Consider the following 24,165-nt stretch of genomic DNA (forward strand, 5'->3'; position numbering starts at 1 on the left):
TGAAGTCGAACATCGGCCACAGCCAGGCGGCTGCCGGTGTTGGCGGGATCATCAAGATGGTCCAGTCGATGCGTCACGGTGTGCTGCCGAAGACGCTGCATGTGGACGAGCCGACCCCGCACGTCGAGTGGGACTCGGGGGCGGTCCGGCTGCTGACCGAGGCGATGCCGTGGCAGAGCGACGGCCACCCGCGTCGTGCGGCGGTGTCGTCCTTCGGCATCAGCGGCACCAACGCTCACGTGATCCTCGAAGAGGCGCCCGCCGTAGCCGAGTTGGACACGGTCGCGGAGCCCACGGGATCCGAGGACGCGCGGGCGGTAACGGCCCCGGGCGTGGTCCCGTGGGTCCTGTCCGCCCGTACCCCGGAGGCCCTGCGCGGCCAGGCCGAGCGGCTGTGCGAGTACGTGGCGGCCACCGCTCCCGGGCAGGCCGGCCTCGCGGACATCGGCCTCTCGCTGGCCACGACCCGCGCCGTCTTCGAGCATCGCGCCGTGGTCGTCGCCGCGGACTCCGACTCCTTCCAGCGCGCGCTGGAGGACCTGGCCTCGGGCCGGACGACGGCCGGCCCGCAGGCGGAGAGCGTGGTCGGGGCGGCCCCGAGCCCGGCCCGGCCCGTCTTCGTCTTCCCCGGGCAGGGTTCCCAGTGGGACGGCATGGCCGTCGAACTCCTGGACGCCTCACCGGTGTTCAGGGAGCGCATCACGGCCTGCGCGGAGGCGCTCGCCCCCTACACCGACTGGTCGCTGCTCGACGTGCTGCGCGGTGTGCCCGGCGCCCCGGGCTTCGACCGGGTCGACGTCGTCCAGCCCGCGCTGTGGGCGGTCATGGTGTCGCTGGCCGCCGTCTGGGAGTCGTGCGAGATCAAGCCGGCTGCCGTGATCGGCCACTCCCAGGGCGAGATCGCGGCGGCCGTCGTGGCTGGTGCGCTGTCCCTGGAGGACGCCGCCAAGGTCGTCGCGTTGCGATCGCAGGCACTCAAGGTCCTCGCCGGCAAGGGCGGCATGGTGTCCGTGCCGCTCCCGGGGGAGGAGGTGCGGGAACGCCTGCTCGTCCGCTGGGACAACCGGATCACCGTCGCCGCCGTCAACGGACCCGAGTCGACCGTCGTCTCGGGCGACACCGACGCCCTCGACCAGCTCATGGCCATCTGCGGGACCGAGGGAATCGATGCCCGCCGGATCCCGGTCGACTACGCCTCGCACTCGGCGCACGTCGAGGAGATCCACCACCGGCTGCTCGAACTGCTCGACGGCATCGCCCCGCGGCACGGTGATGTCGCCTTCTACTCGACCCTGACCGGTGCCCGGCTGGAGAGCACTGCCGTACTCGACGCCGAGTACTGGTACCAGAACCTGCGCCACACCGTGCGGTTCGAGGAAGCGGTGCGCGCCCTGATCGACCAGGGCCACGAGCTGTTCATCGAGTCCAGCGCGCACCCCGTCCTCACGTTCGGGGTACAGGAGACGCTGGCGGCCGCCGGCCGCGACGGAACGGCGATCGGATCGCTGCGGCGTGGTCGCGGCGGTTGGCAGCGCTTCCTCACCTCCGTGGCCGATGCCCATGTGCGGGGCGCGGCGGTGGACTGGCCGGCCGTCCTCCCGGCCGCGGACGTCGTGGACCTGCCCTCCTACGCCTTCCAGCACCAGCACTTCTGGCTGGACGCGCCGTCGGGCGCCGGCGACGTGATCGGTCTCGGGCTCCAGGACGGCGGACATCCCCTCCTCGGCGCGGTCACCGGACTCGGCGACGGCGACGGCTGGCTCTTCACCGGGCGCCTCGCGCTGAGCGACCACCCGTGGCTCGCCGATCACGGCGTCGAGGACCGGGTCCTGATGCCGGGAGCGGGACTGGTCGAGATGGTGGCCGAGGCGGGCGTCCGCATCGGCGCGGGGAGGGTCGAGGAGCTGACGCTCCAGGCGCCGGTCCTGCTGCCGGCGGCCGGCGGCCTGCGGCTCCAGGTCGCCGTGGACGCGGCGGACGAGGCCGGGCGCCACCAGGTGCGGATCTTCTCCCAGGTCGAGGACGCGGATGCGGCCGACCCCGAGGGCTGGACCACCCATGCGGTCGGTTGGCTAGGGTCCGCGGACGACCTCGCCGAACCCGGGACGGAACTCCTCGCGTGGCCGCCGATCGGTGCCGAGCCGGTCCGGCTCGACGGCTTCTACCCGGCTCTGGCCGATGCCGGCTACACGTACGGTTCCACCTTCCAGGGTGTCCAGGCCCTGTGGCGGCTCGACGACGAGTTCTACGCCGAGGTCGCCCTCCCCAAGGCGCTGCACGCGCAGGCGGAGCGTTTCGGTGTCCACCCGGCGCTGCTCGATGCGGCGCTGCACCCGCTGGCGTACGACGCGGTGGTCTCCGGCCGGGGGCTGCAGCTGCCGTTCGCCTGGAACGACGTGGCGATCCACGCCGCGGGCGCGACCCGACTGCGGGTGCGCTGGCACGGCGACGGCAGGATGACGGCGGCCGACAGCGAAGGCCGCCCGGTGATCGAGGTCGGCTCGCTCGAGCTGCGTCCGTTCGCCGCCGGGTCGGCACCGGCCGCGGGCGCCGCCGACGGCGGGCTGCTGCAGCTGGACTGGGTGCCGGTGTCGCCGGTGGCCGATGCGCCAGGGTCCGTCGTCGTGACGGCGGATCCGGCGTCGCTGGGTGAGGTGCCCGGTTGCGTGGTGGTCCCGGTGGGCTCCGCCGAGGGCGAGAGCGTTCCCGCGGCTGCGCACCGGCTGGCCGGCGAGGTGCTGGGCCTGCTGCAGGACTGGCTGGCCGGGGAACGGTTCGCCGACTCCCGGCTGGTCGTGGTCACCCGCGGTGCGGTCGGCAGCGGGCCGGGCGATGCGCCCGCCGATGTGGCGGCCGCGGCGGTGTGGGGCCTGGTGCGGACGGCGCAGTCCGAGCACCCCGACCGCTTCGTCCTGGTCGACCTCGACCCGGCCGACCCGGGCTTCGGCGCCGACGACCTCGACGCCGGCGTCCTGTTCGGCGGTGAGCCGCAGGCCGTCGTGCGCGGGGGACAGGTGCTCGCACCGCGCATGGTCCCGGCGACGACATCCCCCCAGGTGGGCGCGGGATTCGAGGCCGAGGGCACCGTGCTGATCACCGGTGGTTCGGGAATGCTCGGCGTCCTGCTGGCCCGCCACCTTGTGCGCGACCACGGCGTACGGCACCTGCTGCTCCTTTCCCGGCGCGGCGAGGCGGCCCCCGGTGCCCGTGAACTCGCGGCGGAGCTGGGGGAGCTCGGCGCCGTCGTGCGGTTCGCCGGCTGTGACGCGGCCGATCCGGCCGCGTTGGCCGCCGTGCTGGCGGCCGTGCCGGCGGAGCATCCGCTGACGGCGGTGGTGCACTCCGCCGGCGTCCTCGACGACGGACTCCTGGAGTCCCAGACCACCGACCGGCTGGCCTCGGTGCTGCGTCCGAAGGTGGACGCCGCCTGGAACCTGCACGAGCAGACCAAGGACCTGCCGCTGTCGGCGTTCATCGTCTTCTCGTCCCTCGCGGGCATCATCGGGAACTCCGGCCAGAGCACCTATGCGGCGGCCAACACCTTCCTGGACGTCCTCGCCGCCCACCGGCGCGCAGCGGGCCTGCCCGCCCAGTCCCTCGCCTGGGGGCTCTGGGACGGGGCCAGCGAGATGACCGGCCAGTTGGATGACGCCGACCGGGCCCGGCTCGCCCGGTCCGGGATCAAGGCGCTGTCCGCGTCGAACGGCCTGGCGCTCTTCGACGCCGCGCTGGGCACGGTCCAGCCGCAGTTGGTCGCGGCTGCCCTGGACCGCGCGGCGCTGCGGACCAGCGCGCCGGAGACCCTGCCGGCCCTTCTCCGGACCCTCGCCCCGCGCCGCCGCCGGCGCACCAGCGCGGCGGTCAACCAGGCGGCCGGCAGCACGAGTTGGGTGAACGCCACGGCCGCGCTCGGCGACCGCGAGCGTGAGCGCACGGTCCTGGACCTCGTCCGTGCGACCGTGGCGGCGGTCCTCGGCCATGCGACGCCGCAGGCCGTCCAGCCCGCCCGGGCCTTCAAGGACCTCGGCTTCGACTCCCTGACCGCCGTCGAACTGCGCAACCGCCTCACCGCCGAGACTGGGCTGCGGCTGCCCGCGTCCCTCGTCTTCGACTACCCGACCCCCCAGGCGATCACCGGCCACCTGCTGAGCGAGCTGCCCGGAGCCAAGGCCGCCGAGGGAACGCCGCCCGTCGTGGCGGCGACCGGCACCGACGCCAACGAGCCGATCGCGGTGGTCGGCATCGGGTGCCGCTTCCCCGGCGGGGTGACCAACCCGCAGGAGCTGTGGGACCTGGTGGCCAGCGGAGTGGACGCGGTCGGCGAGTTCCCCTCCGACCGCGGCTGGGACCTGGAGAAGATCTACAACCCGGACCCGGAGGCCGTCGGCACCTCGTACTCCCGCTCGGGCGGATTCCTTTACGACGCGGCCGAGTTCGACGCCGAGTTCTTCGGCCTCAGCCCGCGCGAGGCGCTGGCGACCGACCCCCAGCAGCGGCTCCTCCTGGAGACCGCCTGGGAGGCGTTCGAGAGCGCGGGCCTGGACCCGTCCGCGCTGCGCGGCTCACGCACCGGCGTCTTCGCCGGCGTCATGTACAACGACTACGCCTCGCGGGTGCGCGAGGTGCCCGGAGAACTGGAGGGGTACCTCGGGACGGGAAGCGCCGGCAGTGTGGCCTCCGGCCGGCTGGCGTACTCGTTCGGTCTGGAGGGGCCGGCGCTGACGGTGGACACGGCGTGTTCGTCGTCGCTGGTGGCGTTGCACCTGGCGGTGCAGTCGCTTCGGCGTGGTGAGTGCGAGATGGCGCTGGCCGGCGGTGTCGCCGTCATGGCCACACCCGCCACCTTCGTGGAGTTCTCCCGGCAGCGCGGGATGTCTGCGGACGGCCGCTGCAAGGCGTTCGCCGCGTCCGCCGACGGCGCCGGCTGGTCCGAGGGCGTCGGTCTGCTGCTGGTGGAGCGGCTGTCGGACGCGGAGCGCCTCGGTCACCGTGTCCTGGCGGTGGTGCGTGGTACGGCGGTGAACCAGGACGGTGCGTCGAACGGTCTGACGGCGCCGAACGGCCCGGCGCAGGAGCGGGTGATCAGGAGCGCGCTGGCCGACGCGGGTCTGACGGCCGGCGAGGTGGACGCCGTCGAGGCGCACGGGACGGGGACGAAGCTCGGTGACCCGATCGAGGCGCAGGCGCTCCTGGCCACCTACGGTCAGGGCCGCCCCGACGACCGCCCGTTGTGGCTCGGCTCCTTGAAGTCGAACATCGGCCACACCCAGGCGGCTGCCGGCGTCGGCGGGATCATCAAGATGGTCCAGTCGATGCGCCACGGTGTGCTGCCGAAGACGCTGCATGTGGACGAGCCCACCCCGCACGTCGAGTGGGAGAGCGGCTCGATCCGCCTGCTGACCGAGCAGGTCCCGTGGGCCCGCGACGGCCACCCGCGCCGATCGGCGGTGTCGTCCTTCGGCATCAGCGGCACCAACGCTCACGTGATCCTGGAGGAGCCGCCGGCGCGGGCCGGGACGGCGGCCGGGACGCCGACGGCTGCGGCCACCACCCCCTGGGTACTGTCCGCACGTTCGGACAGTGCGCTGCGCGAGCAGGCCGAGAGGCTCCATGCGCACCTGGCGGCGGCGGATCGTGCGCACGTCAGCCCCACAGACGTCGGCTTCACCCTCGCCACGGGCCGCACGGTGTTCGACCGGCGTGCGGTCGTCGTCGGCCAGGACCGCGCTGAACTCCTCGACGCGCTTGCGGCGTTGGCCGCCCGTCGGGAATCGCCGCAGGTCGTCCTCGGTGTCGAGGGCGGGTCGCCCGTCCCTGCCGACCGGGTGGCGTTCGCCTTCCCCGGTCAGGGCTGGCAATGGACCGGCATGGGCCGGGAGCTGATGGACTCGTCTCCGGCCTTCGCCGCGCGCATGGCCCAGTGCGAACGCGCACTCGCGCCCTTTGTGGACTGGTCCCTCACCGAGGTGCTCGACGACGAGACGATGATGGCCAGGGTCGACGTCGTCCAGCCGGTCATGTGGGCGGTCATGGTATCGCTCGCCGCCGCGTGGGAGTCGCTGGGTGTGGTGCCGTCCGCGGTCGTCGGACACTCGCAGGGCGAGATCGCGGCGGCCACCGTCGCCGGAGCGCTGTCGCTCGAGGACGGCGCGAAGGTGGTGGCGCTGCGCTCGCAGGCCATCAGCAGGATCGCGGGTGCGGGCGGCATGTCGTCGGTGGCACTGCCGCTCGACGCGACCGAGCAGCTCCTCGCCTCCGTCGGCGGCGACCTCCACGTCGCCGCCGTCAACGGCCCCACCTCCACGGTCGTCGCGGGCGCTGCGGCCGCTCTGGACGCCTTGGCCGCCGAGGCCGAGACGCGCGGGATCCGGGTGCGCCGGGTCCCCGTCGACTACGCGTCCCACTCACCCCACATGGAGGAGCTGCGCAGCGACCTCGCCATCGCGCTCGCTCACGTGGCGCCGCGCGCGGGACGGCTGCCGCTGTACTCCACGGTGACCGGTGCGCGGCTCGACGACACCACCGTGATGGACGGCGAGTACTGGTACCAGAGCCTGCGCCGGACCGTCCTGTTCGAGGACGCGGTACGCGCCCTGGCCGCCGACGGGTTCGGCGTGTTCGTGGAGAGCAGCGCCCACCCGGTGCTGACCTACAGCGTCGAGGAGACGCTCGCCGACGTGGGCGTCGAGGCCGCCGTGGTCGGCACTCTGCGCCGCCACACCGGCGGCTGGGACCGCTTCCTGCGGTCGGCCGCCGAAGCCCACTGCCACGGCGTGACGGTCGGATGGGGCGCCGTGTTCGCCGGCTCCGGCGACAGCACGGGGCCCGAGCGGGTCGACCTTCCCACGTACGCCTTCCAGCGCCGCCGGCTGTGGCTGGACGCGCCGGCGGCCGTCGGGGACGTGTCGGCAGTCGGCCTCCAACGGGGCGGGCACCCGCTGGTCGGTGCCGCGGTCGAGCTCGGCGGTGACGCGGGCGTGGTGCTCAGCGGCGTGGTGTCGCTGTCGTCCCACCCGTGGCTGGCCGATCACGCGGTCGCGGGCGTCGTCCTGCTGCCGGGCGCCGCGCTGGTCGAGCTGGCCGCGTTCGCGGGCGGCCAGAGCGGACACCCGGTGGTGGAGGAACTCACTCTGGAGGCGCCGCTCGTGGTGCCCGACGACGGCCGGGTGAAGATTCAGGTCGTGGTCGGCGCGCCCGCGGACGAACGCCGGCCGGTGACGGTCTACGCCCGCACCCGGGACGACCGGCCCTGGACCCGGCACGCCACGGGCCACGTGGTCGGCCGTCGCACCGAGCCGGCCAGCCGGTCGGTCGGCGCGTGGCCGCCGGCCGGCGCCGTACCCGTCGACCTCACCGCCGCCTACGACCGGCTGGCCGAGCGCGGCTACGAGTACGGTCCGGTCTTCCAGGCCCTGCGGGAGCTCTGGCGGGCGGGCGACGACCTCTACGCGGAGGTCGCCCTCGGCGCCGATGTGGACGGCTCCGGTTTCACCGTTCACCCCGCGCTGCTGGACGCGGCCCTGCACCCGCTTGTGCTCGCCGGGCAGGACGACGCCGGCCAGGTCAGGCTCCCCTTCGCCTGGAGCGGCGTGTGGGCGGACTGCGCGCGGGTGGCCCGGCTGCGGGTTCGGCTGGTGACGCGCGGAGCGGACGACTACCGGGTGGAGCTGTTCGACGCCTCCTCGGGCGCCCTGGTCGGCATGGTCGACTCCCTGCGGGCCCGCCCGATCGCCCTGCGTCAACTCACCGAGGCCGTACGAGCCGCAGGCGGTGCGTCGGCGGACGGCGGGCTGCTGCAGCTGGACTGGGTGCCGGTGTCGCCGGTCGCCGATGCGCCGGCGTCCGTCGTCGTGACGGCGGATCCGGCGGCGGTGGGTGAGGTGCCCGGTTGTGTGGTGGTCCCGGTGGGTTCCGCCGTGGGCGAGAGCGTGTCGGCCGCCGCTCACCGGCTGGCCGGTGAGGTGCTGGGTCTGGTGCAGGAGTGGTTGGCCGAGGAGCGGTTCGCCGACTCCCGGCTGGCGGTCGTCACGTCTGGTGCGGTCTCCATCGGTGGCCACGACGCACCGGCCGATGTGGCCGCCGGCGTGGTCTGGGGTCTGGTGCGTGCGGTGCAGTCCGAACACCCCGACCGCTTCGTCCTGGTCGATCTCGACCCGGCCGACCTGGAGTCGGGTGCGGAGGACCTCGACGCCCGGGGGCTGTTCGGTGGTGAGGCGCAACTCGTCGTGCGCGGCGGGCAGGTGCTCGCGCCGCGGATGGTCCCGGGGTCCGCGACGGGCGCCGGAGCCGGCTTCGACCCGGACGGCACCGTGCTGATCACCGGTGGTTCGGGGACCCTGGGTGTGCTGGTGGCCCGGCATCTCGTCCACGCGCACGGCGTGCGCCACCTGCTGCTGCTGTCGCGGCGCGGCGAGGCCGCTCCCGGCGCGGCCGAACTGGCCGCGGAGCTGGGCGAAGCCGGTGCGACGGTGCGGTTCGCCGCCTGTGACGCGGCCGACGCCGCGGCGCTGGCCGCGGTCCTGGCCGCGATCCCCGCCGAGCACCCGCTGACCGGGGTGGTGCACTCGGCCGGTGTCATCGACGACGGACTGGTGGAGTCCCAGACCGTCGAGCGGGCGGCGGCGGTGCTGCGTCCGAAGGTGGACGCCGCCTGGAACCTGCACGAGCAGACCAAGGGCCTGCCGCTGGCGGCGTTCGTGCTGTTCTCCTCCCTCGCGGGTGTGCTCGGCAACTCCGGCCAGAGCACCTACGCGGCGGCCAACACCTTCCTGGACGGGCTCGCCGCCCACCGGCGCGGCTCCGGTCTGCCGGCGCACTCCCTGGCCTGGGGCCTGTGGGAGGAAGTCAGCGAGATGACCGGCCGGCTGAGCGAGGCGGACCGGGCCCGGATGGCCCGCTCGGGCGTCAGGGCGCTGTCGGCGGCCGAGGGTCTCGCCCTCTTCGACGCCGCCTTGGGCTCCACCCAGGCACAGTTGGTGACGGCGGGGGTGGACCGTGCGGCGCTTCGGTCCGGTGCGCGGGAGACCCTGCCGGCACTCCTGCGGACCCTCGTCCCGCGCCGCCGTACGACCAACGCCGCCGCGCCCTCGGCCAGTTGGGCGCAGAGCATGGCCGCCCTCGGCGATCAGGAGCGCGCGGGCACCGTTCTCGGCCTGGTCCGCGAGACCGTTGCCGCGGTCCTCGGCTACGAGTCGCCGCAGGACCTCCAGGTCGACCGTGCGTTCAAGGACCTCGGCTTCGACTCCCTGACCGCCGTGGAGCTGCGCAACCGGCTCACCACGGCGACCGGGCTCCGGCTGCCCGCGTCGCTGGTCTTCGACCACCCGACGCCCGAGGCGATCACCGCCAACCTGCTGGAGCACCTCACCGCGCAGTCGGCGGTCGGCGGGGTGAGCCCGGCCCTGACGGGTGTGGCGCCGGGCGGGCGCGGCGAGCTACCGCTGTCCGTCGTGGAGGAGATGGACCGCCTGGAGGAACTGCTCGCCGCGCACTCGCCGGTGACCGACGAGCACGCACCGGTGGAACTGCGGCTGCGTTCGATGCTCTCGATGTGGAGCATGGCCCGCGCCTCCGCGCTGGGCGCCGCCCGCGACAGGTCCGCCGACAGCGCGGTCAGCCCGAGCGAGCTTCTCGCCCTCATCGACGCCCAATGACGCCGACCGCGACCCATCACACAGGCGGCCCGCGCACGCAGCGGCGGGCCGCCGTCCCCGGAGAGAGGAAACGCATGTCCATCGTCGTGGAGGAAGCGCCCACGGGCAGCAGGAACACTGCCCTGTGGCACCGCTGGATCGACCTGTGGAACGGCGACTTCGCCGTCGCCGACGCCATCGTCGCCCCCAAGCTCCTGTGCCACCTGCCCACCTTCGGCCGGACCACCGAGCCGGAGGGCGTGGACAGCCCGGCCGCCCTGGTCAGGTGGATCGAGGACTGGCACTCGAACTTCCTCGAGCTGACCACGACCACCAGTCTCGGCCCGTTCGTCAACGACGGGTACATCGTCGGCAGGCGGCGGTTCACCGGCCGGTGGAAGGGCGGCGAGCCCGACGGCGCGGACGCCCCGGCCGGCACCGGCGTCGACTTCGTGGGCATCGACATCCTCAGGATCGACGCGGACGGCCTGATAACCGAGTACTGGGTGGGCGACAACCTGATCGACATGTACTGCGGACTGGGCGCTATCAGCGAGCCGGTCCGGGCGAGGGCCTGATGACCCTCCCGCACCCGACCCCCGAATACCCGACAGACGAAGGGACGCAGATGTCCGACCCCGTGGTGCTCGCACCCGTGGACCAGGCGAAGGCGGAGCTGTGGCATCGCTGGATCGGCCTGTGGAGCGGTGACGTTCCCTTCGACGAGCGGTTCGCCGTCGGCGACGGCATCATCGCGCCGGACCTCACCTGCCACCTCGCCCACTACGAGATGCCCGAGTCCCACCTCATCAACAGCCCGGGCGCCGTGGTGCGTTGGATCGACGTGTGGCACTCGTACTTCTCCGAGTCGAAGATGGTCACCGCCGTCGGCCCGTTCGTCAGCGAGCACTACGTCATGGGCCGCTGGAGCTTCCGCGGAGTGTGGAAGGGCGGCAAGCCGCGCGGGGCCACCGCCCCGGCCGGCTCCGAGGTGGCCATCGAGGGCCACGACATCCTCCGGCTGGACGAGAACGGACTCATCGCCGAGTACTGGGTCGGCGACAACCTGCTCGACATGTACGGGCAGCTCGGAGCGATCAAGAGGCTGGTCACGTCATGACGACCGGGAACACCCCCACGACCCCCGACGCCCCCTACGACGTGGTCATCTGCGGCGGGAGCGTGGCCGGCTGCACCGCCGCGATCCTCTACGCCCGGGCGGGGGCCCGCGTGGCGCTGATCGAGCGCCACAAGAAGCCCGATGCCTACAAGGTGCTCTGCAACCACTACATACAGCCCTCCGCGCTGCCCATCATGGAGGAGCTGGGGCTGCTGCCGCTGCTGGACGAGGCGGGCGCCCCCAAGACGCTCTCCGTGGCCTGGTGGACCCGTTGGGGCTGGATCAGGCCGGAGTCCGAGCACGGGTCGTCCCCCCTGCCGTACGGCTACAACGTCCGCCGGGAGACCCTCGACCCGATGCTGCGGAAGATCGCTATGGAGACGCCCGGCGTCGACACCATGCTGGGGGCCACGGTCACCGGGGTGGTGCGGGAGAACGGGCGGATCGTGGGCGTCCGGGTGCGGCGTGCCGGGGTGGAGGAGCGCGAGATCCGTGCCGCGTTGGTGGTCGGCGCCGACGGGCGCAACTCGTCGGTCGCGAAGTTCGCCGAGCTGGCCGAGAAGAGCGTGAAGAACAACCGGTTCAGCTTCTTCGCCTACTACCGCGGCGACGTCCTGCCCAAGTCCGATGTCAGCTACATCTGGTTCGGCAAGGACATGGCGTACGCGAACCCGACCGACGACGGTCTGACGGCCATCGCCTGCGCGCCTGGCAAGAGCCACCTGCCCGCCTTCCGCGACGACCTCGAATCGGCCTACACCAAGTACATCGGCCGGCTGCCGAACGGCCCGGACCTGGCGAAGGGCGAGCGCGTCTCGAAGATCATCGGCACCACCGACTACCCGCTGATCACCCGGGAGTCGGCCGGTCCCGGCGTGGCGCTCGTCGGCGACGCCGGGCTCTGCTCCGACCCGATCTGGGGCATCGGGGTCGGCTGGGCCTTCCAATCGGCCACCTGGCTCGTCGAGGCCACCAAGGACACGCTGACCGCCGGCGCCGACGAGGTGGACCGCGGCCTGTCCGCCTACCGGCGAACCCGGCGGGCACGCCTGCGCGCCCAGCAGTTCCTGATCTCCGACTACGCCACCGGGCGGCCGATGAACGCGATCGAGCGGCAGCTCTTCGCCGCCGCGACCCGCGACGAGGTGACGGCGCGCCATCTGCACACCTACGCGAGCCGGTTGATCGGAGTCGGTGAGTTCCTCGCGCCCAAGGTGATCGCACGCGCCGGCGTGGTCAACCTCAGGCACCGGCTGAGGGGCGACATCGGCCGGTCGGCCGCCGGCCGGGTCTGGTGACCCGGCCGCTGCCGGACTGACCGTCATTCGTGCCGCGTGCCATGCCGGGCGGCGAAACGCACCCAGATGAAGGAGTAGTTCACTTGCGGACCCTCACCAGCAGCGATGTGGAACTGCCGGCGCTCGACCCGACCTGGTGGTCGTGGAGTTCGGCGCACGGCGGTCTGCTCGCGGCCATCATGATGCGGCACGCCCGGCGTCAGACCGGCACGATGACGCAGCGGTCCCTGCACGCGTCGTTCCTCGCTCCCGTCACCACGGCGCCGCTGCGTCTGTCGACCGAGATCCAGCAGCGCAACATGTCCAGCGTGGTGACCAGGTCGACGCTCTTCCACGACGGCGTGCCGTCCGTCACCGCGACCTCGCTCTTCGCGGACTCCCACCCGGGGGAGGACGTGCTCTACCGCAGCCCGCAGGCGCCGGTCGTGCCGGGGGTCGACGACTGCCCCGAGTTGGACATGTCGCCGGAGCTCATCCCGGTCGCCCAGCACCTGAGCATCAGGATGGCGACCGACGTCCGCCCCCTGTCCGGCGGGGACGAACCCCGGCTGACCGCGTGGATACGGTTGAAGAACCTCGACCTGGGTCCCGCGGAGGCCGCCGTCGTCCTCCTCGACTCGATGCCGCCGGCGATCTACGGGGTCCTCGAGAAGCCGATCCCGGTTCCCTCGGCCGAGATCTCGGTCCGGTTCACCGACCAGATCGCGGACGGCGGCCTGGACGGCTGGGCCCTCATCCAGGTCAGGACCGAGCAGGCGGGCTCCAGCTGGACGCTCGAATCGGGCAGCCTGTGGACGCCCGACGGGACCCTGATGGCGGTCAGCCTCCAGACCCGCCGCATCGTGGCGAACGCCGGAGACCTGCGACGGTCTGCCGGATTTGGCGGCTGATCGTACGACGAAACGTCCCGCCGACCTCCGGAATCCGGAGGTCGGCGGGACGTTTCGTCGTACGGCGGCTGCTACGCGGCCGCACTCGCGGCCTTCGCCGCCGTCTTGGCGGTGGCACGGCGCAGCCAGAGCCCGAGACCCAGCGAGACCAGCGCGGCGACGCCGCCGGCGGCCGCGGTGAGGAGCCAGCCGTGCTGGAAGGCGGTCCGCTCCGCGTCCGGCGTGGACGAGGTGCCGAGTAGGGCGATGAACAGCGAGACGCCCAGCGCCATGCCGAGCTGCCGGACCATGTTGACGATGGCGGAGCCGGTGGCGAACTCGGTCGGCGCGAGACCGGCCGTGGCGGCCTGCATCAGCGCGGTGATGGCCAGCGCCGATCCGGCGCCGAAGAGCACGACACCCGGCAGCAGGACCTGAACGTACTGCGGCTCGACCTTCGCGGTGAGCAGCCACCAGGAGACGCCGACGGTGAGTGCGCCGCAGCCCACCGCGACCGACGCGGCCGCGCCGATCCGGGCCACGATCGGCGCGGCGAGTCGGGCGGCGATCGGCACGATGGCCAGGCCCGGCAGCAGCGCGAGCCCGGTCTTGGTGCCGGACCAGCCCCACACGTCCTGGCACCACTGCATGAACGAGAACACCACGGCGGCGAAACTGATGCTGTAGAGCAGCGCGCTGACGTTGGCCATCGCGAAGGCCGGCACCTTCAGCAGCGGCAGGCTCACCAGCGGGTTCTTGTGGCGGGAGCAGCGGAAGACGAAGTAGGCGAGGACGACAGTGGCGAAGGCCAGCAGCCCGCCGATTCGTGCGCCGCTCCACTCCGGGGCCTTGACCAGCGCCAGCGTGATCGAGCTGATGGTGACCATCAGCAGCACCGCGCCGAGCATGTCGGGGATGGAGCCGTTCGCGGACTTCGGCTCCGTCGGCAGTGCCTTCAGGCCTGCGAGAACAGCGAAGATCCCGACCGGGAGGTTGATGAGGAAGAGCCAGCGCCAGTCGATCTGGAGCAGCACACCGCCGATCAGCGAGCCGAACGCGGGGGCGGAGCCGCCGATCGCGGCCCAGAGGCTCACCGCCTTGGCGCGGCCCTCCCCGGGGTAGGCGGCGAGCAGCAGGCCCAGCGAGGTCGGCACGAGCGCCGCGGCGCCGACGGCCTGGAGCACCCGGGCGGCGACGAGGAAGGCGGTGTTCGTCGCCACGCCGCACAGCAGGGACGCGAGGGTGAAGACGCCAATGCCGATGAGGAAGACGTTCTTGCGCCCGAACCGGTCCGCCCAGCGGCCCGCGGGGACCATCAGCGCGGCGAGGACGATCGCGTAACCGTTCAGCGTCCAGGACAGGCCGGAGATCGAGCTGCCGTCGAACTTCTGATTGATCGTCGGTAGAGCGACGTTGACGATCAGGGTGTCGAGCTGTGCGAGAAAGAACCCGGCCGAGATGACCAGGAATGCGAGACGGGTCTTCCGGGCGTCCGCCGTCGGCGCCTCGGGAGGATGGGTCTTTGCTGCTACGCCCTGGTCCTTAGTGCTGGCCAATGTCGTTCTCCATGTGAATCCTGATAGGGCTGATAGACCGTCAGATCCCCGAGCCGCGCGCAGCTCCTCAACTGCACAGAAGGGAAGGGTTGATCACCGGTTTCAGCGGAGCGCGCGATGGCGGCCGCGGGGGCGGGACACATGGTATTTGCCGGGCCCGCGCCGCGATACTTCACCTAAGGCGCACCGCTGGGAGTGCTCCTTAAGTGACATGAGCTCACCAGACTGCCCGCTGGTGTGGGGTAGTGTGCCCGCGCGACGCCGCAGGGCGGCCTGCCGGGCGCCTTTGCCCGGCAGGCCGCCCGCAGTTCCCAGGCCCGTCGGCTGCCGTTTGCGGCGCCACCACCGCCCCTGCCAACGGACGATCAAGACCGCCCCGTTTTCCTGTGAGAAGCGGTGGCTGGCTGCCGAGTACCAGATCTTCAACGTCAACGAAGAGTTCGTGAAGTTCGAGTTCGTCCAAGCCTGAACTCCGGCTCCCGTAACGGCCCGCTGGTCATCCGGCGGGCCGTTACGGGCTGTCCAGGGCAGTTCGGATCGGTCTACATCAAGGTCACGGGAGCGGAGTCGGGGAGTTCGGGAGAAGCCCTCGCCGGTGACTTCGGGTGCCAGGTCACCGATGTGTCCTGGTCGAGTCCCATCAGTGACGCTGGCCGGAACCTCGCACGCCGAGTCTCACTCGAGGGCATCTGGGGCAGCTGAGGCACTCCGTCGCGAGCCAGATCCATGCCAGATCCGTGCCAGAACGAGTGGTGAACGGCGGACAGCGGCGGTCTGCACGGGGCGTCCGAAGGGCTGGTTGCGTCGGTATCGCCGCAGGTCAGGGGCACTTTTCGGCCCGAAAGCCAAAAGATTCCCAAGCTTAGAGCGCGAGTTCGATTCTCGTCGCCCGCTCCAGCAGTAAAGGCCCAGGTCAATGACCTGGGCCTTTCGCGTTGTCCGGTTGTTCACCGGAGCGGCGGCGGTGGCGTCTGCTTTCGGGCTGCATTCAGGGGTGGGTGAGATCATCGAGGATGGATGCGAACTGGATATCCCGGTTCTGGAGGCCTTTGTCGCCGAACTCGCGCGGCGGTACCACGAGGCGACCCACCTGATCCTCCGATCGCTCACGGTGGGGTTCATCGCTACGGCGTCGGTTCTGGTCGATCGGGGCGGCGGGCAGCTTCCGTCCGGTGGGCCGGACCGGGTCGCGGCCTGGGCCCGGCTGCGCCAGGAGCAGGCGAGGTCGATGCCGCGCTGAACTGGCCCGGAGCGGCCGGGGGCGGGGCACGGGAACTGTCCGTGCCCGGGTGCCGTCCAAGGAGTGACGGAATGCCTGCCCGGGGTGAATGCCGGGGGGAGTACGGAGGGCCCAGTGCAGTCAGGTGGTGCCGAGCTGAACCTGGGGTGCCCGGACGGTTTCCGCGGTGCTGCGGTGGCCGTGCCGGACTGGTGGCCGGTGTTGGCTCCGGATGTGACGGTCGATCAACTCGACGCCGGGGAGCGGTGCGAGAGGTTGTTGCGGGAGACCGTGGAGGGTCTCCGGCCGGTGCCGGTGTGGCGGGAGGCGGTACCGCGGGCGGGGGTGCGGCTGGCGGGGCCGGGGCGGCGGGGGCCCGAGGTGCTCTGGTACGTGACCCGGGGGCGGGACCTGCTGACGGTCGTATCGCCGGGCCGGCGGGGGGAGTTGGCGGGTGCGGTGGAGCAGCAGTGGCGGCGGCGCGGGTGGACGATCACCTCGCTGAACGCCGGGCGGGACCGGCCGGGAGTGGCCGCGACCGCTCGGGACGGTTCGCAACTGGTGCTGTGCTTCGGTGAGTTCGGAGAGATCCGGCTGACCGCGAGCCTGCTCGGCGTGGCCGACTCGGAGCGGGTGCCCACGCTGCCGAGGGCGGGTGTGCCCGACCCGGTGCCGTTGCCCCACGTGCACTGCGCGTACTGGAGCGCACTGGTGTGACCGGGCGGGGGCGGGTTACGGGGGAGGCGTGGAGCGAGTCCCCCCGGACCCGCTCCACGCCGCCACGTCGCGCGGCTTCGGCGCTGCCGCTCCCCCCGACACCCCGGCAGCCTCACCGTTCCCCCCTGGCAACACCCTCCGGCGAGAGCGTCCGCACAAGACTCCGGCGAGTCCCCACCCCCGGGGACGTCGTGCTCTCACGCTAACAAACCGCGTGGTTGGTTTGTCAATAGTGGGATCCACGAAAAATCCACAAGCGTGACGATCTGGTCGGGTCGGTGTGATGGGCGTCCCACCAGGCGGTTGTGCCGTCGGCGGGGTGGTGTTCGGCCGTTCCGCGCGCCCGGGCCGCGAGGAGTGCGCGGTCTGGAATCCGACATTCCATGCATCATGACAGCACGGAGCGACACCGCGCGAGTGCCCAGCGCAGTGGAGGTCCGGAAGCCGGGGCCCTCGGCGGGGGCCTCAGCGCAGCAGTCGGCGTTCCTTGGCCACCGCCACCGCGCCCGACCGGGTGTCCACGCCCAACTTGTCGTAGATCCGCCCGAGATGGGTCTTCACCGTCGCCTCGCTGATGAACAGCGCCCGGGCGATCTCCCGGTTGCCGAGGCCCTGTGCCAGCTGTTCGAGGATGTCCTGCTCGCGCTCGGTGAGCTGCGGCGCCGGCGCCCGCATCTGCGCCATCACCCGGGAGGCGACCGGCGGGGAGAGCACTGTCCGGCCCCGGGCGGCCGCGTGGACGGCGGCGAACAGCTCCTCCGGCCGCTCGGCCTTCAGCAGGTAGCCGGTGGCGCCCGCGGCGATGGCCCGGGTGATGTCGGCGTCGGTGTCGTACGTGGTGAGGACGAGGACGTGCGGTCCCCCCGGGGTGGCGGTGATCCGCCGGGTGGCCTCCACGCCGTCGATGCCGTCGCCGAGTTGGAGGTCCATCAGCACGACCTGAGGGGCCAGTGCGGCGGCCAGCGCGACGGCCTCCTCCCCGGTGCTCGCCTCGCCGACCACCTCGATGTCGCCCGCGCTGGCGAGCAGTGCCAGCAGGCCGGCCCGGACCACCGCGTGGTCGTCGCAGACCAGCAGCCGGACGGCGGCGGCGCCCTCGGTACCGTCCGCCGCACGGCCCGCCGTCCCGCCCGCCGTCCCGCCCGTAGTCCCGCCCGTAGTCCCGCCCGACGTCCCGCCCGACGTCCCGCCCGACGTCCCGCCCGACGTCCCGCCCGACGGGCCGCTCCGTGCGTTGCTCGACGGGGTGCGTGCTGCGGTCATCGGTGCTCCAGGGGGATCGCGGCGGAGACGACGGTGCCCTCGCCGGGGGTGCTCTCCACGGTCAGCGTGCCACCCAGCTGCCGGAGCCGGGCACGCATGGCCGGCAGGCCGTACCCGCGCGCCCCGGCGGCCGGGCGGAGGTCTTCCGGCGCAGGGTCGAAGCCCCGTCCGTCGTCGGCGATGTCCAGCACGGCCTGGTCGCCCAGGAAGGACAGGGTGATCGCGGCGGCCGAGGCCCCGGCGTGCTCCCGTACGTTGGCCAGCGCACCCTGGGCGATCCGCAGCAGCGCGGACTGCACGGCCGTCGGCAGCGGCACGGGCGCGCCGTCCAGGTGGAAGCGGACCGGCCGCCCGCTCTCGGCGGACTCCCGTTCGGCGAGCGCCCGCAGCGCCCGGTCGAGGGTGCCGCCGTCGGCGAGTTCGGCCGGGGCGAGGTCGTGGACGAAGCGGCGGGCCTCGGCGAGGTTGCGGGCGGCCACCCCGGCGGCGGTGCGGACGTGGGTGCGGGCGGTCGCCGGGTCGGCCTCCCAGGTGCGGTCGGCGGCCTGCAACAGCATCTGCTGGCTGGACAGGCCCTGCGCGAGGGTGTCGTGAATCTCCATCGCCAGCCGCTCGCGCTCGGCGAGCGTGCCCTCCCGCCGTTCGGTGGCGGCGAGTTCGCGCCGGGTCCGGACCAGGTCGGCGATCAGCGCCCGCTGCCGGGCGGCCTGCCGGGTCATGAACAAGAACACCCCGGTGGCCAGCGCGGCCACCGTGGGCGGCAGCAGGACGAGGGTGGCGTCCGCCGTGCCGGGCAGCCGGATCTCGGCGATCACCACCAGCAGCGTCAGGGCCGCCACCAGCGGGATCGCGGCCTTCGCGGGTAGCGCCCGCAGCGCGGTGTAGATCAGCGGGACGGCGCACCACGCGAAGCTCGGCGCGAGCAGCACCAGCACCATCCAGAGCGCGACCACCAGCGCCGACGGCCACCGGCGCGGACGGTCGGGCGGGGCCGGGCGGCGGTGGTCGGACCAGGAGGCGGTCGGCTGGGCGACGGCCAGGGCGGCGCTCAGCCCGATCACCCAGGGGGCCCAGGGGCTGTCGGGGTGGTGGGTGAGGAACCGGCTGAGTGCGGCGGCGAGCAGCAGCAGGAAGGCGGAGTCCAGCAGCAGCGCCAGCCGGCCGGCGTCCGGGTCGCCGACGTCCGGGTCACCGGCGTCGCGCCCGCCGGAGAGCCGGCCGGCGGACGGGCGGGGCTGTTGCACGGGTGGCTCCTGGCGCTACGGGCTCTGGACGGGCGCTCGGGTCCCCGACGGCCCGGGGGCCCGACTGCCGGCGCACCGACCTGCGCCGATCCCTCGATGCTGACCCGTCCGGCCCGGTCCCGCATCAGCCGATCGGTTGACGGCGGCGTCCCCCATCATGCCCGGACGGTCGCGCCGGACCGCCGATGCCGCGCGCCCCGGGTCGGCCGGAGGATCGGAGCAGAGCCGGGCGGTCCCCCACCGCCCGGCCTCGCAGCCGGGCCCCGGCGCCCGGCCTGCTGCGGCCTGCCGCAGATCCCGCGAACCCCGCCATCCCGTTGAGGAGCTGGACCATGAAGAAGACCTCCGTGCGCACCCGGGTGCTGACCGGCACCGTCGCCGCCGCCGCACTCGTCGCCGCCGGCGTCGGCGCCGTCTCGGCCAGCGCCGAGGCCACCGAGACCCCGGCCTCCCCGGCTGCGGTCAAGGTCGACACCCAGAACAAGAACCTCGCCCAGAGCACCGGCCTGACCGTCGACGCCGCCACCCGCGCCGCCCAGGCCGCCCTGGACGCGGCGAACAAGGCCGGTCAGCACGTCTCGGTCGCCGTGGTCGACCGGGACGGAGTCACCCGCGTCCTGATCAAGGGCGACGGCGCCGGCCCGCAGGCCACGGAGTCGGCCGAGCGCAAGGCCTTCACGGCGGTCTCCTGGAACGCCCCGACCTCGGAGCTCGCCAAGCGCCTGGCCCAGGCCCCGAACCTGAAGGACATCCCGGGCACGCTGTTCCTGGCGGGCGGCGCCCCGGTGCAGTCCAAGGGCGCTCCGGTCGCCGCCATCGGCGTCGCGGGCGCGCCCAGCGGCGACCTGGACGAGCAGTTCGCGCAGGCCGGCGTCGCCGCACTGGCGAAATGACCCACCTCGGCCGGTCGGCCCGCGGACGTCCCTGCGGTCGTTCCCGCGGACGTCCCCCGCTGACGCCCTCGGCGAACGTTCCCCCGGCCGGCCGGATGTGTCCGTACGGGTACACGAACGGACGGCCCCGGCGGTCTCCCGGTCGAACTCCCGCTCCCGGCGCCCGCGGTGTTCCCGGCGCACGTCGCACGGTGTCCTCGTTCGGGTGAACAAGGGGAGGGTCGTCGCAGAACAGGCGATGACCCTTTGAAAAGCCGGTGTCGTTGTCAGTGCCGCGTGGCAGGCTTCCGGTATGACGGCGTGGACCCTCAACGACATCGAACGTGCGATCCGCTCCTCCTGGGGTGTCGACACCTGTGCGCCCGAGGACTTGACCCGCTGGCGTCCCGACAATCCCGCCCGCGGCCAGTGCGGTGTGACGGCCATGGTGGTGCACGACCTGCTCGGCGGTGAGCTGATGATGGGCGAGGTCCACGTCGACGGGGTCCGGACGGACCTCCACTGGTGGAACCGCTTCGCCACCGGCTTCGAGATCGACCTCACCCGCGAGCAGTTCGGCCCGGGCGAGCTGGTCGGCCCCGGTCGGGCGGTCGCCCGCCCGGCCCGCCCCGGTCGGCTCCAGGCCCAGTACGAGCTGCTGCGCCACCGCGTGGTCGCCGAGCTGGAGCGCGGGGCCGCCGCGGGCCGCCTCCGCCGCCCGGTCCGGGTCGCGTAACCGCCCGGCCCAGCTCGTGCAACCGCCCGTCCCGGGTCGGGCAGCCGCCCGGCCCGGCACGCACTGCCGCCCGTCCCGGGCCGCGTACCCGACCGGCCCGGGACCCCGGGTCCGCGCGAGCCCCTGACGTACAGTCGGTCCTGGACGAACCACCATACGGGTGACTGCGGCGGACGGGAGTGCGCGGATGAGCGGGGCGACGGTCGGTTTCGTGGGGTTGGGCGCGATGGGACAGGGCATGGCGGGCAGCCTGCTGCGCGCCGGTCACACCGTACGGGTCTGGAACCGCTCACCCGGGCCGGTGGCCGCCATGGTGGCCCAGGGCGCCGAGGGGGCCGGTTCGCTCGCCGAGGTGTTCGCCGCCGACACGGTGGTCTCCATGCTGGCCAACGACCAGGCGGTGGAGGGGCTGCTGCTCGACCCCGGGCTGCTGGCGGGCGCGAAGGCGACCCTGCACGTCAACATGGCGACCGTCTCGCTCGGGCTGGCCGAGCGGGCCGAGGAACTGCACGCCGAGCACGGCATCGGCTACGTCGCCGCGCCCGTGCTCGGTCGGCCGCCGGTCGCGGCGGCGGGGAAGCTCAACATCCTGGCCGCGGGCGCGCCCGAGCTGCTGGACCGGGCCGGGCCGCTGTTCGCCGCGATGGGCGACCGCGTCTGGCACTTCGGCGACCGGCCCGGGCAGGCCAACACCGCCAAGATCAGCACCAACTTCCTGCTGGCCTGCGCGATCGAGTCGATGGCGGAGGCGTGCAGCCTGGCCGAGGCGCACGGCGTCCGGCCCACCGACCTGGTCGAGATGATCAGCGGCACGCTCTTCCCCGGGCCGGTCTACTCCGGCTACGGCTCGATGGTGGCCGAACGCCGCTACGAGCCGGCCGGGTTCCGGCTGCCGCTCGGTCTCAAGGACGTCGGCCTGGCCCTGGAGGCCGGGGCCGCGCGCAACGTCCCGCTGCCCTTCGGCGGCATCCTGCGGGACGCCTTCCTGGACGCGCTGGCGCACGGTGACGGGGAGAAGGACTGGGCCGCCGTCGCCGAGGTCGCCCGCCGTCGGGCCGGGCTGGCGGACTGAGCACCGCCTGAGCACCGCTTGCGTACCGCCTGGGCACCGCCTCGACCGCCGGACCGGCCCGGCAGTCGAGGCGGGAACCGCTGGTCGGAGCGGGGTGCGGAATACCCGGCGGGCCGTGGGTGCTCGCTCGGGTGTCCGTAGCACCTGACAGGGGGAGTACCGATGACCGACCAGCCGTCCGGCGCCGAGGCGCCGCGCCGTTTCCTGTTCCTCGACGCGAGCTCGCGCGTCGACGGCAACACCGCACAACTCGCCCGGCTGGCCGCCGAGTCGAGCCTGCCCGAGGGCGCGGAGCAGCGCTGGCTGCGGCTCGACGAGCACCCGCTGCCGCCCTTCCAGGACCTGCGGCACACCGGTGACGGCAGCTACCCGGAGCCGGTCGGCCACGAGCGGACCCTGCTGGAGGCCACCCTGACGGCCACCGACCTGGTCTTCGTCGCGCCGCTGTACTGGTACACGATGCCGACCAGCGCCAAGCTCTACCTCGACTACTGGTCGGCCTGGTTCCGGGTGCCCGGGGTGGACTTCCGCGAAGGGATGCGCGGAAGCACGCTCTGGGACGTCACCGTGCTGGCCGGCTCCGAGGAGCACGCCGAGCCGCTGATCGGCACTCTCAAGCTGACCGCCGGGTACATGGGGATGCGCTGGGGCGGCGCGCTGATCGGCAACGGGACCAAGCCGGGGGACGTCCTGCGGGACGAGCGGGCGCTGATCGCGGCCAAGTCCTTCTTCGCGGGCTGATCCGGCCGGAGGCGGCCCGCGGCGCGTCGGCTCGAGTCGAACCGCCCCGGGCCGCGTCCGCACGGACCGACGGACCGACGGACCGACGGACCGACGGACCACGGGCCGCGTCGGCACGGACCCACGGATCACGGGCTGACGGGTTCAAGCCACTCGCGCCCGTGCGCTACCGTCCTTCCGGGCGTGTACCCGTCACTTTGCGGCCGTCCTTTGGTCAGCGCAAAAGCCCTACCGCCGGACGGAGTTGGGCGATTCGGGCGCCCTCGTCCCTACGCTGCGCCACAACCGGGCACCTGCCTTCCGGAGTGGCCGAATCGTTCGGTACTCTCCGTCGGACTTTCAGCTTCGCGGGGGAGTAGCGGCGTCTGCGGCCGCCCCCTCGCGCCCGGGCCTCGCCCGGACACTTCCGTGAGGTCTCCTTGTCCATACGTCGCAGTCTTGCCCTGGCCGGCGTCGCCGCGCTCACGTCCTCGCTGGTGCTCACCGGTGCCCAGGGCGCCATGGCCGTCGGCTCCACCGGCACCCCGTCCGCCTCCGCTGCGGCGCAGGCGGACCAGAAGTCGAAGTACGCCCTCGACCTCTCGGTGCACGGCGTTCCCAGCACCTTCATCGCCGGCGGTGCTCCCCGTGAGTTCACCTACCGGATCGACAACTCCTCCAAGCACGACGGCGTCTTCTACCCGTTCGTGAAGCTCAAGAACAAGCAGGGCTCGCTCGAGGCCGCGAACCTCAAGCTCGAGTACCAGCTGCCCGGCGAGGCCTGGCAGACCGGTGTGGTCGCCCCGGGCGGCGGCGAGCACGACGACGACTCCGTCCTGATGCTGCTCGGCGGCGTCGGGTCGGACGGCGACATCACCGACGACTCCCTGCTCGTGCTGAACCGCGGCGAGAGCCTCACGATCAAGGTGCGGCTCTCCTTCACCGAGGACGCCCCGCTCGGCCGGGCCGGCCTGGTCCCGGTGGTGTTCGGCGGCGCCCTCGACGACGACACCCACCTGCCGGTCGACAACGGCGCCTTCAGCTGCGACGGCATCCGCGGCGCCGGCTTCACCATCAAGAAGGCGACCCCGACGGGCAAGCCCACCCCGACCGGCAAGCCGACCCCGACCCACACCGGCACGCCCACCCCGTCGGGCAAGCCGACCCCGAGCGGTACCGGCACCCCGTCGTCCAGCGCCTCGGCGACGCCGACCACCACCCCCACCACCGAGCCGACCACCCCGGCGCCGACCACCCCGGCCACCGGCACCGCCTCGCCGTCCGTCTCCGCCTCGCCGTCCGCGTCGACCGGTGCCCCGGCCCCGTCCGGCGGTGCCACCGACGGCGGGGGCGACGCCCAGCAGCCGATCGACATCCCGGTGACCGTCCCCAAGGTCGCCCCGCCGAAGATCACCCCGGCCGGCCTCACCAAGGCCAAGGCGGCCGCCGACAAGGCGAGCAAGAACCTCGCCACCACCGGTGGCGGTGACGACACCACCGCGATCGCGGCGGCCGGCGGCGCCGTCCTGGTCGCCGGTGTCGGCACCCTCGTGGTGCTGCGTCGCCGCAAGTCGGGCCAGCAGGCCTGATCAGGTCCTGATCAGGTCCTGATCAGGACCTGATCAGGGCCTGACCAGGGTCCGCCCCAGGCCTGACCCGGGTCCACCCCGGTCCTGACCAGGGGCGTACCCCCGGGGGGCTCCTCCTGAGGAGCCCCCCGCCGCCCCGCGGCCCCCGCCCCCCCCGCCCCCCCCGGGCGGCACCGGCGGGTGAGCACCGGCACAGAGGATGTCCGGCCCGAGGGGGGGGAACGGGGGGGCGAGGTTCAGGTGCGGGGGGAAAGCAAG

Annotated in this window: 15 protein-coding genes; 12 read left to right on the top strand and 3 right to left on the bottom strand. The window is 73.2% G+C overall.

What is annotated here, in order from left to right:
* The 5 genes from ABTY61_RS19100 to ABTY61_RS19120 all read left to right on the top strand — a co-directional run.
* The coding region (locus ABTY61_RS19100; protein WP_502895364.1) for an SDR family NAD(P)-dependent oxidoreductase at positions 1-9,653 on the top strand (9,653 nt) is incomplete at its 5' end.
* A 74-nt stretch (positions 9,654-9,727) separates the two neighbouring features.
* Positions 9,728-10,210 carry a nuclear transport factor 2 family protein gene (locus ABTY61_RS19105; protein ID WP_350506183.1) on the top strand — a complete coding sequence of 161 codons (483 nt, stop codon included), beginning with the start codon at positions 9,728-9,730 and terminating at the stop codon, positions 10,208-10,210.
* A gap of 50 nt (positions 10,211-10,260) precedes the next feature.
* Entirely contained in the window at positions 10,261-10,752 is a 492-nt protein-coding gene (locus ABTY61_RS19110; RefSeq protein WP_350506184.1) for a hypothetical protein, read from the top strand.
* Positions 10,749-12,050 (top strand): NAD(P)/FAD-dependent oxidoreductase, encoded by a 1,302-nt coding sequence (locus ABTY61_RS19115; protein ID WP_350506185.1) that lies wholly within the window; start codon positions 10,749-10,751, stop codon positions 12,048-12,050. The genes ABTY61_RS19110 and ABTY61_RS19115 overlap by 4 nt, the downstream gene beginning before the upstream one ends.
* Positions 12,051-12,133: 83 nt before the next feature.
* Positions 12,134-12,940 (top strand): thioesterase family protein, encoded by an 807-nt coding sequence (locus ABTY61_RS19120; RefSeq protein ID WP_350506186.1) that lies wholly within the window; start codon positions 12,134-12,136, stop codon positions 12,938-12,940.
* 71 nt (positions 12,941-13,011) lie between these two features.
* On the opposite strand, the gene ABTY61_RS19125 is transcribed toward ABTY61_RS19120, so the two are convergent.
* The gene (locus ABTY61_RS19125; RefSeq protein ID WP_350506187.1) at positions 13,012-14,475 is read right to left on the bottom strand and encodes an MFS transporter; all 1,464 of its coding nucleotides are present in this window, start codon (positions 14,473-14,475) and stop codon (positions 13,012-13,014) included.
* Positions 14,476-15,391: 916 nt separating this feature from the next.
* Here ABTY61_RS19125 and ABTY61_RS19130 point away from each other — a divergent pair.
* Both ABTY61_RS19130 and ABTY61_RS19135 read left to right on the top strand, forming a co-directional pair.
* On the top strand, positions 15,392-15,715 hold the full coding sequence (locus ABTY61_RS19130) for a DUF6086 family protein (RefSeq protein ID WP_350506188.1): 324 nt from the start codon (positions 15,392-15,394) through the stop codon (positions 15,713-15,715).
* Positions 15,716-15,829: 114 nt separating this feature from the next.
* Positions 15,830-16,411 (top strand): hypothetical protein, encoded by a 582-nt coding sequence (locus tag ABTY61_RS19135; RefSeq protein ID WP_350506189.1) that lies wholly within the window; start codon positions 15,830-15,832, stop codon positions 16,409-16,411.
* A 465-nt stretch (positions 16,412-16,876) separates the two neighbouring features.
* Here the strand turns inward: ABTY61_RS19135 and ABTY61_RS19140 are convergent, their stop codons facing one another.
* Both ABTY61_RS19140 and ABTY61_RS19145 read right to left on the bottom strand, forming a co-directional pair.
* Positions 16,877-17,488, bottom strand: coding sequence for a response regulator (locus tag ABTY61_RS19140; RefSeq protein WP_350506325.1), 612 nt, complete (start codon positions 17,486-17,488; stop codon positions 16,877-16,879).
* A 182-nt stretch (positions 17,489-17,670) separates the two neighbouring features.
* Positions 17,671-18,918: a sensor histidine kinase gene (locus ABTY61_RS19145; protein WP_502895365.1), complete on the bottom strand. Its 1,248-nt coding sequence runs from the start codon at positions 18,916-18,918 to the stop codon at positions 17,671-17,673.
* A 332-nt stretch (positions 18,919-19,250) separates the two neighbouring features.
* On the opposite strand from ABTY61_RS19145, the gene ABTY61_RS19150 reads away from it, so the two are divergent.
* The 5 genes from ABTY61_RS19150 to ABTY61_RS19170 all read left to right on the top strand — a co-directional run bounded on the left by ABTY61_RS19150 (position 19,251) and on the right by ABTY61_RS19170 (position 23,907).
* A complete protein-coding gene (locus tag ABTY61_RS19150; RefSeq protein WP_350506190.1) occupies positions 19,251-19,811 on the top strand; it encodes a GlcG/HbpS family heme-binding protein in 561 nt (186 codons plus the stop codon).
* 292 nt (positions 19,812-20,103) lie between these two features.
* Positions 20,104-20,526: a YunG family protein gene (locus ABTY61_RS19155; RefSeq protein WP_350506191.1), complete on the top strand. Its 423-nt coding sequence runs from the start codon at positions 20,104-20,106 to the stop codon at positions 20,524-20,526.
* A gap of 187 nt (positions 20,527-20,713) precedes the next feature.
* Entirely contained in the window at positions 20,714-21,598 is an 885-nt protein-coding gene (locus ABTY61_RS19160) for an NAD(P)-dependent oxidoreductase (protein ID WP_350506192.1), read from the top strand.
* 162 nt (positions 21,599-21,760) lie between these two features.
* Positions 21,761-22,339 carry a flavodoxin family protein gene (locus ABTY61_RS19165; protein WP_350506193.1) on the top strand — a complete coding sequence of 193 codons (579 nt, stop codon included), beginning with the start codon at positions 21,761-21,763 and terminating at the stop codon, positions 22,337-22,339.
* A 419-nt stretch (positions 22,340-22,758) separates the two neighbouring features.
* Positions 22,759-23,907: an LPXTG cell wall anchor domain-containing protein gene (locus ABTY61_RS19170; protein ID WP_350506194.1), complete on the top strand. Its 1,149-nt coding sequence runs from the start codon at positions 22,759-22,761 to the stop codon at positions 23,905-23,907.
* The last annotated feature ends 258 nt before the right edge of the window (positions 23,908-24,165 follow it).

Source organism: Kitasatospora sp. NPDC096128, assembly GCF_040303105.1.
In the GTDB taxonomy this organism is placed as follows: Bacteria; Actinomycetota; Actinomycetes; order Streptomycetales; family Streptomycetaceae; genus Kitasatospora.

Excerpts from the sequence above, each read along its gene's own strand:
- ABTY61_RS19105 (WP_350506183.1), top strand. The coding sequence starts at position 9,728 with ATGTCCATCGTCGTGGAGGAAGCGCCCACGGGCAGCAGGAACACTGCC.
- ABTY61_RS19110 (WP_350506184.1), top strand. The coding sequence starts at position 10,261 with ATGTCCGACCCCGTGGTGCTCGCACCCGTGGACCAGGCGAAGGCGGAG.
- ABTY61_RS19115 (WP_350506185.1), top strand. The coding sequence starts at position 10,749 with ATGACGACCGGGAACACCCCCACGACCCCCGACGCCCCCTACGACGTG.
- ABTY61_RS19130 (WP_350506188.1), top strand. The coding sequence starts at position 15,392 with ATGACCTGGGCCTTTCGCGTTGTCCGGTTGTTCACCGGAGCGGCGGCG.
- ABTY61_RS19150 (WP_350506190.1), top strand. The coding sequence starts at position 19,251 with ATGAAGAAGACCTCCGTGCGCACCCGGGTGCTGACCGGCACCGTCGCC.
- ABTY61_RS19155 (WP_350506191.1), top strand. The coding sequence starts at position 20,104 with ATGACGGCGTGGACCCTCAACGACATCGAACGTGCGATCCGCTCCTCC.
- ABTY61_RS19160 (WP_350506192.1), top strand. The coding sequence starts at position 20,714 with ATGAGCGGGGCGACGGTCGGTTTCGTGGGGTTGGGCGCGATGGGACAG.
- ABTY61_RS19165 (WP_350506193.1), top strand. The coding sequence starts at position 21,761 with ATGACCGACCAGCCGTCCGGCGCCGAGGCGCCGCGCCGTTTCCTGTTC.